We start from the raw sequence: 14,522 nt of genomic DNA on the forward strand, positions 1-14,522 counted from the left end.
TCATAACAATATGTTACCGCGTTCATCGCAAACAAATATCGAAACCGGCGTTACTCCTGCTGAAAGTATACGTCATATCCAGGAGTATGGGCCAGAAGCTTCTTCGGAAAACACTAAGTTTCCCGATATTGATAAGGATGGAGCTGGTAACAAAGAAGAGGATCAAACAAAAAGGACTGACTACCAATCAATTGAGGGGGGGGACAACAATAGTTCCGCCTTTACTGCCTTACTTCCCAAAAGTGAATTTGATGAAATACTGGGCGAACTATTTGTAGCAGGCCACAAACAACTTTTTGGAACTCAACATGAAATCCGAAACAGTAGGGAAGAAACCAAGCATTCTACAACTGCATTAACAAAGGCCAATACTGATAAAATACAATCTCTGCGTAAACACCACTATCAACTCCAAGTGGTTTTTCATACCACACCAAAAGGTGAACAATATGATATGGTTCTTTAGATTTTAAAAAACCGTTACACTATTGGCCTGTTAGCTTGCACGACGGCTTTCTTTTACTTCTTCCAAGAGGTGTTCATCGAGATCACTTTGCGCAGGATCCTCTTCAAATGCTTCATACAGATCTTCAATAATTTCACTTAACTCACCTACCCCTTCTTCGATCTTTGATCGATATTTTTCAAGTTTCTCAACCTCACCTCCCTTTTCCAGAAAAAGCTTCATAAGCTCTAAATACCCAGAAATTGCACTTATTGGCGACATTGCTTTATGCATATTCTTTTGAACTAGTCGTTTTTGCAATTTATAAACTGCTTCAAGCTTTTTCTTCCCCCCCTTATTTTCCTCGGGTGAAAGAACCGGATACATATTACTACCCTTATCTCCTAAGCCCTTTTTATATATGTCAATCTTCTCCTCTATCGCTATAACTGAATCGCTGTTTGTACTTCCCATGAGTCCAACCTTCTTTAAAATAAATGAACAATTCCTATCCCTGGATTAAAATGATAATGAGTAAGCTTTTTACTTTCACTAGCTTTTTGATCCCCGAGCCGTCAAAACCAATATATTAAATATCTATAATATTAAAAAATCTTAATATTTATATTGACTCCTTCAGACTCACACCTTATTCTTCTCTAAAATGAAAGACTTTATTAAGTTATTTTTTAGGTTGACTGTATTTAGGGCGAGAAATGCCTGTGGCTAATTTATTGTTATACCAACGCTTATTTTTCTGTATTGTACAAACGGGACAAATTAGATAGCTAAGTAGGGGATCTTCTTCTATGTGTGGGACACTTCAACTGCTTAACATTAATATCGAAGATCAGTACCTCGCTTCAATTGCGGAGGTACTCAGCAGTGCAGAATTCAATCCTGTTTACCACACAGTTTATGAGGAGGAGGATATAAACCAAGCATTAAACTCGGAATACTCCTGGGATCTCATCATTCTTTCAGACTTTGACGCCAAGAACAATTATCCCACGCTAACATCAATTGCAGACAAGTTCCCTAGAATTCCAATTATATTTTTCACGAAGGAAGATATTGCGGAAGTAGCCAAAACAGTTATGGTTCAGGGAGCGACAGATTGTGTGTCTCCCAGAGATATCGGGCGACTAGCACCTATTATTAAACGAGAAATCACCAGGAGAAGAATGCATGAAAACTATAATCATGCTATAGAGAAGAAAGAAATTCTCTCTTCTATCACCGAATCGAGTACAGAAGAAGTATTCCTTTTTAATTATGAGACCTTGCTGTGTTATTACGCCAATAGCAGGGCAATACAAAAAAGTGGCTATTCTGAACAGGATATTTACAGACTCACTCCTGCTGACCTATACGCAGAGTACTCTTTAAATCATTTTAAAGAACTGGTATTACCCCTACTGGAAAAACGGCAAGAATCTATTTCAATTTGCACAAATATAAAACGAAAAACGGGTGTTGTATATCCTGCAGAAATTCATTTGAGACTTATAGAAAAAGCAGAAACCAAGTTTATACTCTCAACCAATAAAGATATCAGTGGGTTATGGTATAAAATTCAAAAATTAAAGCGACAACGAAATCTCACTGAAAAATATATCAGAAAAAATACTCGAAAAGCGAACTTCCTTGCCGATGCAGCCCATGATATGCGAACCAGTATTAATTCAATAATTCTCTCCAATAAGTTACTGGCGAAACATAGTAATGAATACCCCGACAAGGGAATTGATAGATTTATTAACGCTATATATCACTCAGGCAGCCACCTGCTAAATTATATTGATGAGTTTTTTGACTCACCTAATGAAGAATCAGATGACAGCGAAGTAAAAAAAGAACCGATTAATATTCCCTCATTCAGTAATAATGTATATCAGACTTTTGCTGCTATTGCGGACAAAAAAGAAATAAACTTTAACTATCAGGTTTCAGATTTTAATCATGAAAAGCTCCATACCAATCCTACTTATCTAAAAAGAATCATAAAAAATTTACTATCAAATGCATTTAAATATACCCAAAAAGGTAGTGTAAGCTTCAAAGTATATGCTCCAAAACCACAAGAGCTTGAAGAAATAGATTTTGGATCTGAAAATGCCATCGCTTTTCAAATAAAGGATACCGGTATTGGCATTCCAAAATCACAGCAAGATCAAATTTTTGAACGTCATAATAGAGTAGATCATCCAAATGCGCCCGAGATATCGGATGGCTCCGGGCTGGGGTTAAATATCTGTAAAGAACTTACCGAGGCCCTCGATGGAAACATACATATAGAGAGTAAAGTGGGCATCGGAAGTACTTTCACACTCTATCTGCCTGTTGAGAAGTCATTATTCAAAGACAAAATTGTTGATTATCCGGGCAAGAAAAGTCCTCCTTCGGAAACACCCGACTTTTTCACTAATGGGAAAAAGTCTGATAAGACCATACTCATTATTGACGATAGTATGGTGCATAACCTTGCCATTAAAGAGCTATTAAGCTTTACCTTTAATAATTGCATTACAACAACTTCAAAAACCAAGGGCTATCAAATATTAAAACGTGAATCTATCGACTGTATCATACTCGATTATATACTCGTTGATTCCGATAGCATCAAAATGGCTAAATATCTTAAAAACCATAAGTTATACTCTCATATCCCCATTATTATCTATACCGGAAAAATATTACGGGGCAAAGAACTCGAGAGAATACAACAGTATACCGATGCCGTAGTCAAAAAGAATACTGAAAGCCATAAAAAACTTATTACTACCATTCATTCCTGCCTTAGATCTAATACCTCAATTAGCTAACCCTTCTGCTAGTAGTGTTACTATTTAATATTTACCCCCCCCTTCAACTTGCTTCTACAAATATATTTTTACTTAATAAACACCTCTTTATTTAAAAAAGCGTTTTTACATTTATCCTATTCATGCTAATTATTGCGCCCGATGTTGGTAATCTTTTTCTTTAAGGGCATTACAATTATTTACTATGAATGCCCACTATGAACAAAGCTTTCTTTCTTGATCGCGACGGTACACTAAATGTTGATTACAATTTTGTGCACAAACCAGAAGAATGGACCTGGTGTGACGGTGCCCTTCAAGCACTTACATGGATGAATAAACATAATTTTAAAATTATTGTTGTTACCAACCAATCAGGTATTGCTCGCCAACGATATAGTGAATCTCAAGTACAAAAGCTCCATAGCTGGGTAGATTCTAACCTCGCAGATAAAAATATTCATATTGATGATTGGTATTATGCTCCGCACCATCCTGAATATGATCTGGAGCATGAATTTAACCCTCGCGACCGAAAACCGGCTACGGGAATGTTTGAAAAAGCTGCTGAAAAACACAATATCGATTTCAATAAATCTTATATGGCGGGGGATAAAATCAGCGACCTTAAGCCTGCTGTTAAACTTGGAATTACTCCCTTTTTTATTCGGTCGCGGCATGAAGCCGACCAAGACAAAAAATGGCTAGCCCAACATAATATTCCTACATTGAACAATGTTGGTGAAATTATTAATTCGCTGGAATAATTAGATTATTATGATCTCAATTGATTTTTGGAATACATTGGTACAAGCTGAAACGGGTGGCACTAAGCGGAACAAAGTACGCATTAACGCTCTTCGAGAAGTTGCTCAAAAATATACTGATAGGCTTAACCCTAAATCTTTTGATGAAGCAAAAAGGGCGGCTACAAAAGAGTTTGATCGCATTTGGCTTAACCAACAACGCACCCCAACAACCGATGAGCTGGTTGCTAACATTCTCAAATACCTTGAAATTCCTGCGACTGAAAAGGAACACCAGTATCTAACAAGAAAATTTGAAGAATCTCTGTGGCAAGGTCCGCCCAATCTGGCTAGGGGGGCTCAAGATATTATTCCGAGCCTTGCCAAACGATACCCCTTAACTCTTATTTCAGATACAATGTATTCACCCGGCCGGGTTCTGCGCACCTACTTAAAAGAGCAGGGCCTCTTCTCCTATTTCGATCACTTTGTCTTTAGCGATGAAACAGGATTTAGCAAACCTAATCCAAAAGCCTTTATTCAAGCTCTCGAAACAACAAAAAGCACACCTTCTAAATCTTGGCACATTGGCGACTTGTTAGAAACAGATATAACGGGAGCCAAAGAAGTAGGTATGCAAGCTATTCTTTTCACCAGCTTCAAGAAATATGAGGATACCTCTTTTCAACCCCAACCGGATTATATTTGCGAAAACTGGGAGGATGTAGCCCAAACCCTTTTATAAAAACCCGGTTAAAGACCAACCCTTATTATAGGTATGCGATAATCCCAAAAATTGATTACTCTTAAAATGTAATCATAAGAAAGGGAGGACATTATGAGATGGACTTTAGCAGTATTCCTGTCGGTATGTTTTTATGGTATAGCCCATGCCCAATCTGCTAAAACAGATACAGCAACATACCTTCACCCTTACTGGTCTCCAGACGGCGACTATATTGCTTTTGCTTCTTCTCTTAACGGCAATTTTGATATTTACGCTTTTAATCTCAACACCTTTGAGATTGAAAATATGAGCCAACATCCGGCTAATGACTATTACCCAGCTTGGTCACCCCGCGGAAGATATGTTGCTTTTTACTCGGAGCGAGAACGCCAACACCACTATGATATGAGGTATACTGGCAAAGATGGGAAAGAGTTCCCTCTCAGTTCTGCCCGCAGCAGCGACCTTCCTTCTTGGTCTCCAGATGGCCAAAATATTCTTTACCATTCAAGTGAGGATGGTGATATGGATATTTACTTACGCCATCATTTTAGTAATGAGATGCGCAAACTCACCTTCAATGATTCAACAGATGTCTATCCTTTTTTTTCGCCTAATGGAGACAAGATTCTATTTCTTTCTGATCGTGATGGAAATATGGAGATATATGCGATGGCCCCTGATGGACGAAATCAAAAACGACTTACCTATTCTCCTCATTCTTATGAAGTAGACCCCATCTGGTCTCCAGATGGTAATAAAATTGCTTTTTCTTCTGATCGATACAGAAACTTCGACCTTTACATAATGAATGCAGACGGAACAAACCAACGTCGGCTAACTACCGATCCACATTTCGACCTTGGCCCTCAATGGTCTCCCGATGGTGAATGGTTGGTTTTTACGTCTGATCGTGAAGCAGACTTTAATATATACACCATTAAAAAAGACGGCACAGAATTAACTCAGTTAACTTACCATTCGGGCAAAGATTTTTATCCCACCTGGTCACCCGATGGAAATAAAATTGCCTTTTGCTCTGATCGATCTGGCACCAGTAAAGTCTATATCATGGATAAAAATGGGAAAAATATGCGGCAGCTACAGATAATACGACAACAATAACGGCTCTCAGCATCTCTCTGAGCCATTTTAACTATCTTTTTAACAAATATTTCTTCGCTTGTAATAAAATGGGGATACATTGGTACTAATAGGGTAAACAACCCATACAATGACTGAACAAAAACAGGAAGAAATATTTAACTGCTGGCTGCACAAGCATAAAGCCCTGCTCTTTAAAGTAGTACGGACATATGCTTTTAGTCCAAAAGATCATGATGATCTTTTTCAAGAAATCGCCATCCAGGTTTGGAGATCGATCCCCAACTTTAGAGAAGAATCTGCTGTCACTACCTGGCTATATCGCGTATCCCTAAATACGGCTATAAAATGGACACGAAAAGAGACAAAACATCAAAACGGCCATTCTTCATTCGAAGATTTAGACCATTTACTCTACGAAAAAGAAACCTCTAACGATCCCCGGCTCGACTGGCTGTATAAACAGATTTCAAAACTTGATAAAGTCGACCGTTCAATAACATTACTGATGCTCGATGGCTTTAGTTACAAAGAAATCAGTAATATTCTGGGATTAACTGTTTCCAACATCGGCGTTAAAATCCATCGAATCAAAAAGCATTTAACTAGTCTATCGGAGGAATTTGAACACCATGAAATTTAAAAAATTACAACAGATCTGGGACCAACAAAACGAGGAACCTATGTACACCATCAACCAAGAAGCCCTACACGACATAATAATTTCGAAAAAAAATAAAGGACGACATATTTTAAATTTTAGTGAATGGGCTAATGTAATAGCTAACCTGACAGCTGGTGGATTCTTGCTATATTCCACGCTCACAGCCCAACAACTTAATATCTCTTTTTTTATTCTTGGAGGCCTTATGATCGGAGTGGGGCTATTCGTATTTATCGGCAGACTTAAAAGATATAGCCAACCGCACAACTACGACCAAACAATAGTTGGCGACTTGAAAGAAGCCTTGGCCGACAGCCAGTTCCAGGTTTATTTATCGCAACTTTTGCGATGGTACCTTCTTCCTATTAGCATTCTTGTGCTTGGGGGACTTGGTCTTGATGATAGTTCCAGCATTCTTTTCCTCTCATTAGCTATAATCTTCTTTGCTGCTATATATTGGTTCTCCCAGTGGGAACATCGCTACTATGTAAATCGTCGTGATGAACTTAAAAATCTAATGGATACTCTGAAAAAAAACGATACCTCACCCCAAAACTAACTACACCAAAAAAACAGGTCAGGCCCCTTATTTCGTCTTTCTTCTTGCTTTTTTAAACCTCATACTTTGTTAATGGGTAAGATTTATCTCTACCATATATTGCCCCCTATTCGTGAACCAGAACAAAGTAACAGCCCCGGCTTTGAAGTTAATATAATACCAGGGCTCATCAAGAAGTTTCCAAAAAATGGAACTGGCTCCGTCAATGAATTTCATAATATTGAGCAAATGATTGCCCCGGATCATTGCAAATGATGCCAACTAGATAACAAAATTCCCAAATAGATCCTCCCTATATAAAATCCCCGAAACCATGGGCAACCGAAGCACCCAAAACACCTCATACAATCAATACACTTAATCCTTTTATAAATTAAAAACCATAGTGGTTATCTAAGGCCATAATAGGCTTATAAATAATTCAGGCAATAGACTGAATTTGTTGCCATTGATTTGTTATATTAAGCGCTCAAATTAGGAAGTACTTCAGAACTTTTTCCGGGCCACATTTTGTAACGCCCTGAGTTTTACGAGCTTAACTGTTGTAATTATTAACCACACAGATTGTTGTTATGAAAATCCACGAGTTTCAAGCGAAAGAAATTTTAAAAGAGTATAACGTAGCCGTACCGGCCGGCGTTGCAGCAACAGAAGTTGATGAAGCTGTAGAAGCGGCTGAAGAGATGAAAGATAACGGTGCCAGCCTTTTTGTAGTGAAAGCCCAAATCCACGCCGGTGGACGCGGTAAAGGCAAAACAAAAGAAAGTGGCGTTAGCGGTGTTATCCTCTGTGATACTATTGAGGAAGTTCGCGAAGCGGCTGAATCGCTGCTCGGTGATACACTTGTTACAGTGCAAACCGGTGAAGAAGGTCAAAAAGTTCAGCGCATCTACGTAACCGACGGTGTGGACATTGAACAGGAATTTTATCTCGGTATTCTGCTCGATCGCTCTCGAAGCCAGAACGTAATTATGGTATCCACGGAAGGTGGAGTTGAAATTGAAAAAGTAGCAGAAGAAACACCCGAAAAAATTGTTAAAGAATGGGTTGAACCAGGCATGGACCTGCAACACAACCAAGCACGTCATCTGGCTTTTGCTTTAGGCCTTGAAGGTGATGCCTTCAAGAAAGCTGTTAAATTCATCATGGCGCTCTACAACTGCTATATGGAAACTGACGCCAATATGGTAGAAATCAACCCACTGGTGCTCACCCCCGGAGGTGATGTAATGGCGCTTGATGCGAAAATGACTTTTGATGATAACGCACTTTATCGCCACAGTGAAATTGAAGAACTGCGCGATAAGTCCGAAGAAAACCCTGTTGAACTGGAAGCTTCGGAGTATGGACTTAATTACATTAAGCTCGACGGCAATGTGGGTTGTATGGTCAATGGCGCCGGATTAGCCATGGCCACAATGGATATCATTAAGCTTTCTGGCGGTGAACCTGCCAATTTCCTCGACGTAGGCGGTAGTGCAAATGTCGAAACGGTTAAAAACGGCTTCCGCATTATCTTGGAAGATGAAAACGTAAAAGCCATTCTCATTAACATCTTCGGCGGCATTGTCCGTTGTGATCGCGTTGCCAATGGTGTTATTGAAGCTGTTAAAGATCCTGAAATTGCTGAGAAAGTTGAGAATGTACCTATTATTGTCCGACTACAAGGTACCAATGCTGAAGAAGCAAAAGAGATTATTGATAACTCGAATCTTAATGTGATCTCTGCTGTGCTACTCAAAGAAGCAGCTGATGAAGTTTCTAAAGTACTAGCTTAAACTTTGGCTATCCGGGAGAACAACTCCCTCAAAGCAACTTTGATACTCAGGCTTCCCAAGTTTCATAAACTTGGGAAGCCTTTCTTATTTCTTCTTTTGGGATGAACCAAGATAGATAGCCCCCAGAACAATAGCAGCACCTACATACTCCAGGGCTGTGGTTGGTCTATCAAAGATGAGGATATCCCACATAAAAGCCAATGCCGGCTGTAGCAATAAAGCCAATCCTGCTACCGAGGCATTAACCTTGGGTAACCCCTTTGAAATAAATACCCATCCGAGTACCTGTCCCATAATACCCAATGCCAATAATGCACCCCACGTTTGCAGATCTGGAATATTAAAATGAGCACCTGGTTCTATGAGCACTGTAATTCCCAAAAACACTGATGCCAACAAACAGATCCAGGTCATATTGGCAAATAAAGAATAGCGTAGTTTCTGTTCCTCAGACTGAGATCTTCTGAGTGTTAAGATATATAAAGCATAACAAAGAGCTGTGAGTAATCCATATAGCACCCCCAGCTTCACAGCTCCCCCCTGCTCTCCCCATCCAGTTCTTACAATCAAAAACAGACCGACAACTGCAAAGGGTATTGCTACCATCAGCCGCCAACCTATATGCTCTTTCAGCAACCATACCGCCAGCAGTGCAACAAAAAACACCTGCATATTACCCAAAATGGTAGCCAGGCCAGGCCCAACAAAAAGAATACTCCGATGCCAAAAAAACAGGTCCAAACTGAACAGGAAAGCACAAATAAGCGGGATGGCAAGGCTTTTCACCCCATACCATAAACGTTCTTTACGGATAAGGGAGATTCCCAACAAAATAACACCGCCAAAAAGCATGCGGTAGAATGCAGAAACGGTAGGCCCTACATGAGCCAATTCTACCAACACAGATGTAAAACTGACCATTGCTGCACCAAATATAATATAACCGAGGGCAGACAAAGATGGAGAGTTAGGTAAGGCCATTTAGTATGAGTTAATAAGCATAAAAGATATAGTTGTTTATGCTATTTGTTTACGCATCTCTTTTTTACACTGTTGATAATATTTCTCATACTCCGTAATAATTTTACTCATCTCAAACTTCTCAGCTTGTTTTCGTGCCTTCAGCGACATCTCTTGGTGCAATTCCTCATCAGATAGAATATCAACCGCATAACTACCCATGCAGTCAATATCATCCAGATCACATAGGTAGCCTGTTTCACCGTGCGTATTCACCTCTGGTAAACCTCCAATATTAGAACTGATCACCGGCACACTACAGCTCATCGCCTCCAGTGCAGCTAAGCCAAACGTTTCCGAACCTGAAGGAATTAAAAACAGATCAGCAATAGAAAGAATATCTTCAACCTGGTCTTGCTTACCCAAAAAACGGACATGTCCGCAAATACCCAACTCCCTGCAACGTTGCTCCGCACGCTGGCGGTCAGGGCCATCCCCAACAAGAAGTAATTTAGCCTCAATACCATTTTTTAACACTCGTTCAAAAACACTGACTACTTCTGGCACACGTTTTACTTCTCGGAAGTTTGAAACATGTACAACTACCTTTTCACCATTGGGACAGATCGCTTTCTTAAAATGGTTTTTATCAGATTTCTTGAACCGCTCAAGATCAATAAAGTTGGGAATCACTTCTATATCCTTTTTGATATCAAACCGATCATAAGTTTCATCACGCAAATACTCAGAGACTGCCGTTACCCCGTCACTTTGATTGATAGAAAAATCGACCACACTTTTATAACTGGGATCACTTCCTACAATAGTGATGTCAGTTCCGTGCAAAGTGGTAATTAAAGGCACATCAGCAGCTTTCTCACCTAAAATTTGCTTTGCCAAGTATGCACTTGTGGCATGAGGAATAGCATAGTGAACATGCAACACATCGATCTTTTCATATTCGATAAGATTTGCCATCTGGTTGGCCAGTGCCAGATCATAGGGAGGATATTCGAACAATGGATAGGTATTCATGTTCACTTCGTGATACGAAATATTAGTACGAAACGTATCAAGCCGAGCCGGCCTGTCATAACTTAGAATGTGAACATTATGCTCGCGCTGTGCTAACCCTTTAGCTAATTCCGTGGCAACCACACCACTACCACCAAAGGTGGGGTAACATACAATTCCTATATTCATGCTTTCTATGTATTTAGATCGTTAAATTCTATAACACTATACAGCTGTGTATATTGCTAGATGTAATGACCAACAAAAATAAAGATTCTCTCATTTCGGACCATGCTATAATTAGGTGCAAAGGGAGTTATCTATTATATTATAGACTTTTAAGTATTTGCTTTAAAGTGTACCTATATCAGCTTAGTTAGCATAACCTAAAAATAGCAATCTACTATGGCAGGTCATTCCAAATGGTCAAATATAAAGCATAAGAAGGCCAAAGAAGACAAAAAACGAAACAAACTTTTTAATAAGCATCTGCGTGAAATCTCTGTTGCTGCACGTGAAGGTGGCGGCGATCCAGAAATGAACCCACGTCTGGATACTGCCATCGAAAATGCAAAAAGTGACAACGTCCCTAAGGACAATATCGAACGCGCAATTAAAAAGGGTACTGGCGAGCTTGATGAAGGCGATGGTGCATATGAAGATGCTACCTATGAAGGCTATGGTCCCGGGGGGATAGCATATTTTATTGAAGTTACAACAAACAACTACAACCGTACGGTTGGCAGCATTCGTCATATTTTCACTTCTCACGGAGGAAACCTTGGTACGGATGGTTCTGTAGACTATCTATTTGAACAAAAAGGGATGATCCGCATAAAAAAAGATGAAAACAATGTGGAAGAAGAAGAGTTTATGCTAGAAGCCATTGATGCCGGTGCAGAAGATATCGATACTGATGGCGATTTCTTCAATGTAACAACAGGCCGTGAGTCAATGTATGAGGTTCGTGATGCGTTAGAAAATCTGAACTACGAAATTGAGTCAGCAGAACTTATTCGTATCCCGATGACCGAAGTCAAAGTTGAACCGGAAGTGGCTAAATCTAACTTTAAACTTATGAATAAGTTTGAAGATGACGATGATGTCTCAAATGTCTTCACTAATATGAAGATGGATAAAGAAACGTTGGCTATTGCTGAAAATATGGACTAAGTTTTATAATTTTAATTGTCTTTTTTTCGTTATGCTATCTAGTCGAAATTAGATAATGGTTTTATGAAGTATTTTATCACATTTGTGCTGACACTATTTCTTATTGGAGCTTCTGTTGAAGATGCCCGTAAAGCAAATGAAGCCTATGAGAAGGAAAATTATGAAGAGGCTATAACTCTTTATAAAAAGGCTATTGATGCCAGTCCTGAAAATTCAAAGCTCTACTTTAACCTGGCTAATGCCCAAGCCAAAGCCGGTAAAACGAAAGAAGCTATTCGTACATTTGAGCAGTACAAAAGCATGACTGATACTCCCAAAGAAAGAGCTAAAGCAAATTACAATATCGGCAATGTACTCTCTAATATGAAGAAGTGGGATAAAGCTGTTGATTATTATAAAAAGTCGCTTCGCCACATGAGCGATGATTCTGATGCTAAACATAATTACGAGCTGGCAAAAAAGAAGAAAAAAGAACAAGACAAAAAGAAGGAACAGCAAAAAAAGAAGCAGAATAATAACAAAAAGAACCAAGACGAGAACAAAAAGCAACAGGATCAACAGAAGAAGAATAACGATCAAAAGAATAAACAAAATCAACAGCAACAGAATAAGCAGAAGCAAAACCAAGATCAGCAAAAAAAGAAACAGCAACGGCCCCAGAAAGTCAGTAAAGCCGAGGCCGAAAAGATCCTTAAGGCTTTGGAACAAAAAGAGAAAGACCTGCTAAAGAAATTCAAGAAAAAGAAAACAGAGTCCAGTAAGAGTAAGAATGAAAAAGATTGGTAAGCAAATCGCTGTAATTGTATTTCTGCTTCCACTGCTGGGCCTTTCTGCTATTCGGGCCTTCGCTCAATCTGATGTTTCTGTTGATGCAAGCGTTTCGGAAACAACAATTTACACCGGAGAGCGTGTTAGCTACTCTGTTGAGATAAGCGGCAGCTTTAATAATGTATCCCGACCGAAACTACCAGAGTTTGAAGGATTTCGTCTACTCAGCAACAACCCATCTACTTCTCGCAGCTACAGTTTTGTCAACGGCAAAAGCAGTACCACATATACTTATAACTATTATTTAATTGCGCAACAAAAAGGGGAACATCAAATCCCTTCTGCTACTATTACTATTGATAGCGAAGAGTATAAAACGGATCCTATCAATGTGAAAATTGTAGATCGAAATACTTCAGGTGATTCTTCGGAATCTGAAAAAGCCGAAATCTTTTTAAAGCTGGAGGTATCTGATCTAAAACCTGTTACCGGACAACAGATAATAGCGGATGTAGTACTTTTCTTTAAGGATGGTTTGGAAGTGAACTCATACCAACAAGTTCCTGGTTGGAAAGCGGAAGGGTTCTGGAAAGAACAACTTCAAAACACTCGTCGCCCCAAAGCGACTTCAACAATTATCGATGGCATCCGGTACCGTAAAGCTCGATTATTGCAGTTTTCCCTATTTCCTACAAAAGCAGGGGAACTTGAAATCAGTCCCTATAAAATTATTGTCTCTGTCCGGTCCACGAAATCGCGCAATGATCCTTTTAGCAGTTTCTTTAGTGGGTTTGGGAATAACCAGCGACAAATAGAACTTACCAGTGACCCCTTGGCTATTGAAGTAGAATCACTGCCTACAGTTAGCAATAGCGATTACCTTGGTGCTGTAGGCTCTTTTAATATATCGCGCACTATTAAAACTAAAGAGGCTACTGTTGGGGAATCAATTGAATTAACAACACAAATAGAAGGAACCGGTAATGTACCACTGATTACAAAACCGGAATATGAGCTTCCCGACGGATTGGAAGTATATGATCCTCAACAGAACTCTTCTCTGAATCGTAAAAACAGCCGTATCAGCGGTAGTAAAACGTTTACAGACATCTTTGTGGCACGTTCTCCGGGCAATTACACCATTCCCGCAAAAACAGTATCCTATTTTAATCCTTCTAACAATGATTATGTAACTGAAACACTGCCGGCTCTCAGCATTAATGTAAAAGAGAACCCTAACCAAATAACCTCAGCAACAAACGTTCAATCCTTCCCCGTACGTCCTATTACAGGCCTCACCTCATGGGTAACCCCGGCATCTTCCTCATTGATATCTTACTGGTGGTTTTGGGTTGGTATCTTTTTGCCAATTATCATATTGGGCATTGCATATCAACAAAAATCATACTTGGACAAAATGAATAATGATCAGGCTTTTGCCCGCTCCCAAAAAGCCACCCACAAAGCAATGGAGCGCCTTGATAAAACAATTGAGCTATCGGAAGAGGGTAATATAAAACAAGCCTATAACATGCTTCAAAAAGCGCTAACTGGTTTTATTAGTGATCGACTTACACTGCCTGAAGCCGGACTTTCAAATGCCGACTATGTTCAAGCATTACGAGATGAAGATATCGAAGAAAATCTGGTTAAAAATGTACGAATGTTGCTCGAAAAATGCGCATCTATCAGCTATGCTCCCGACACTACGCATGACTATCTAAAATCACACGTAGGGCTCGCCGAAAGTACCCTGGAAAAATTGAAAAAAGTATTATAA

At 39.4% G+C, this 14,522-nt stretch carries 15 protein-coding genes; 11 read left to right on the forward strand and 4 right to left on the reverse strand.

Going from position 1 to position 14,522, the window contains the following annotated elements; genetic code table 11:
- Positions 1–10: 10 nt before the first annotated feature.
- Positions 11–466 (forward strand): hypothetical protein, encoded by a 456-nt coding sequence (locus FCN14_RS08310; protein WP_138430815.1) that lies wholly within the window; start codon positions 11–13, stop codon positions 464–466.
- 30 nt (positions 467–496) lie between these two features.
- On the opposite strand, the gene FCN14_RS08315 is transcribed toward FCN14_RS08310, so the two are convergent.
- Positions 497–919, reverse strand: coding sequence for a hypothetical protein (locus FCN14_RS08315; protein WP_138430816.1), 423 nt, complete (start codon positions 917–919; stop codon positions 497–499).
- 335 nt (positions 920–1,254) lie between these two features.
- Between FCN14_RS08315 and FCN14_RS08320 the strand changes: the two genes are divergently transcribed.
- The 6 genes from FCN14_RS08320 (at position 1,255) to FCN14_RS08345 (ending at position 7,049) form a co-directional block, all read left to right on the forward strand.
- Entirely contained in the window at positions 1,255–3,270 is a 2,016-nt protein-coding gene (locus FCN14_RS08320; RefSeq protein ID WP_138430817.1) for a hybrid sensor histidine kinase/response regulator, read from the forward strand.
- A 197-nt stretch (positions 3,271–3,467) separates the two neighbouring features.
- Positions 3,468–4,016 (forward strand): D-glycero-alpha-D-manno-heptose-1,7-bisphosphate 7-phosphatase, encoded by a 549-nt coding sequence (locus FCN14_RS08325; protein WP_171032856.1) that lies wholly within the window; start codon positions 3,468–3,470, stop codon positions 4,014–4,016.
- 10 nt (positions 4,017–4,026) lie between these two features.
- On the forward strand, positions 4,027–4,740 hold the full coding sequence (locus tag FCN14_RS08330; RefSeq protein WP_138430819.1) for an HAD family hydrolase: 714 nt from the start codon (positions 4,027–4,029) through the stop codon (positions 4,738–4,740).
- 93 nt (positions 4,741–4,833) lie between these two features.
- Positions 4,834–5,847 (forward strand): TolB family protein, encoded by a 1,014-nt coding sequence (locus FCN14_RS08335; RefSeq protein WP_138430820.1) that lies wholly within the window; start codon positions 4,834–4,836, stop codon positions 5,845–5,847.
- A 109-nt stretch (positions 5,848–5,956) separates the two neighbouring features.
- Complete coding sequence (locus FCN14_RS08340) at positions 5,957–6,469, forward strand: RNA polymerase sigma factor (protein WP_138430821.1); 513 nt, start codon at positions 5,957–5,959, stop codon at positions 6,467–6,469.
- On the forward strand, positions 6,459–7,049 hold the full coding sequence (locus FCN14_RS08345) for a hypothetical protein (protein ID WP_138430822.1): 591 nt from the start codon (positions 6,459–6,461) through the stop codon (positions 7,047–7,049). Before FCN14_RS08340 ends, FCN14_RS08345 begins: the two co-directional genes overlap by 11 nt.
- A gap of 69 nt (positions 7,050–7,118) precedes the next feature.
- Here the strand turns inward: FCN14_RS08345 and FCN14_RS15725 are convergent, their stop codons facing one another.
- A complete protein-coding gene (locus FCN14_RS15725; RefSeq protein WP_171032857.1) occupies positions 7,119–7,265 on the reverse strand; it encodes a hypothetical protein in 147 nt (48 codons plus the stop codon).
- Between the two features lie 356 nt (positions 7,266–7,621).
- Between FCN14_RS15725 and sucC the strand changes: the two genes are divergently transcribed.
- Positions 7,622–8,827 (forward strand): ADP-forming succinate--CoA ligase subunit beta, encoded by a 1,206-nt coding sequence (sucC, locus tag FCN14_RS08350; RefSeq protein WP_138430823.1) that lies wholly within the window; start codon positions 7,622–7,624, stop codon positions 8,825–8,827.
- Positions 8,828–8,911: 84 nt separating this feature from the next.
- Here sucC and FCN14_RS08355 read toward each other — a convergent pair whose 3' ends face one another.
- Positions 8,912–9,808 carry a DMT family transporter gene (locus tag FCN14_RS08355; protein ID WP_138430824.1) on the reverse strand — a complete coding sequence of 299 codons (897 nt, stop codon included), beginning with the start codon at positions 9,806–9,808 and terminating at the stop codon, positions 8,912–8,914.
- A gap of 36 nt (positions 9,809–9,844) precedes the next feature.
- Positions 9,845–10,990: an N-acetyl-alpha-D-glucosaminyl L-malate synthase BshA gene (gene bshA / locus FCN14_RS08360; protein WP_138430825.1), complete on the reverse strand. Its 1,146-nt coding sequence runs from the start codon at positions 10,988–10,990 to the stop codon at positions 9,845–9,847.
- A gap of 216 nt (positions 10,991–11,206) precedes the next feature.
- Here bshA and FCN14_RS08365 point away from each other — a divergent pair, with 216 nt between their 5' ends.
- The 3 genes from FCN14_RS08365 (at position 11,207) to FCN14_RS08375 (ending at position 14,522) form a co-directional block, all read left to right on the forward strand.
- A complete protein-coding gene (locus FCN14_RS08365; RefSeq protein ID WP_138430826.1) occupies positions 11,207–11,974 on the forward strand; it encodes a YebC/PmpR family DNA-binding transcriptional regulator in 768 nt (255 codons plus the stop codon).
- A gap of 63 nt (positions 11,975–12,037) precedes the next feature.
- Entirely contained in the window at positions 12,038–12,760 is a 723-nt protein-coding gene (locus tag FCN14_RS08370; protein ID WP_138430827.1) for a tetratricopeptide repeat protein, read from the forward strand.
- Positions 12,744–14,522 carry a BatD family protein gene (locus FCN14_RS08375; protein ID WP_138430828.1) on the forward strand — a complete coding sequence of 593 codons (1,779 nt, stop codon included), beginning with the start codon at positions 12,744–12,746 and terminating at the stop codon, positions 14,520–14,522. Before FCN14_RS08370 ends, FCN14_RS08375 begins: the two co-directional genes overlap by 17 nt.

It is taken from the genome of Fodinibius saliphilus, from assembly GCF_005869845.1.
In the GTDB taxonomy this organism is placed as follows: domain Bacteria; phylum Bacteroidota; class Rhodothermia; order Balneolales; family Balneolaceae; genus Fodinibius; species Fodinibius saliphilus.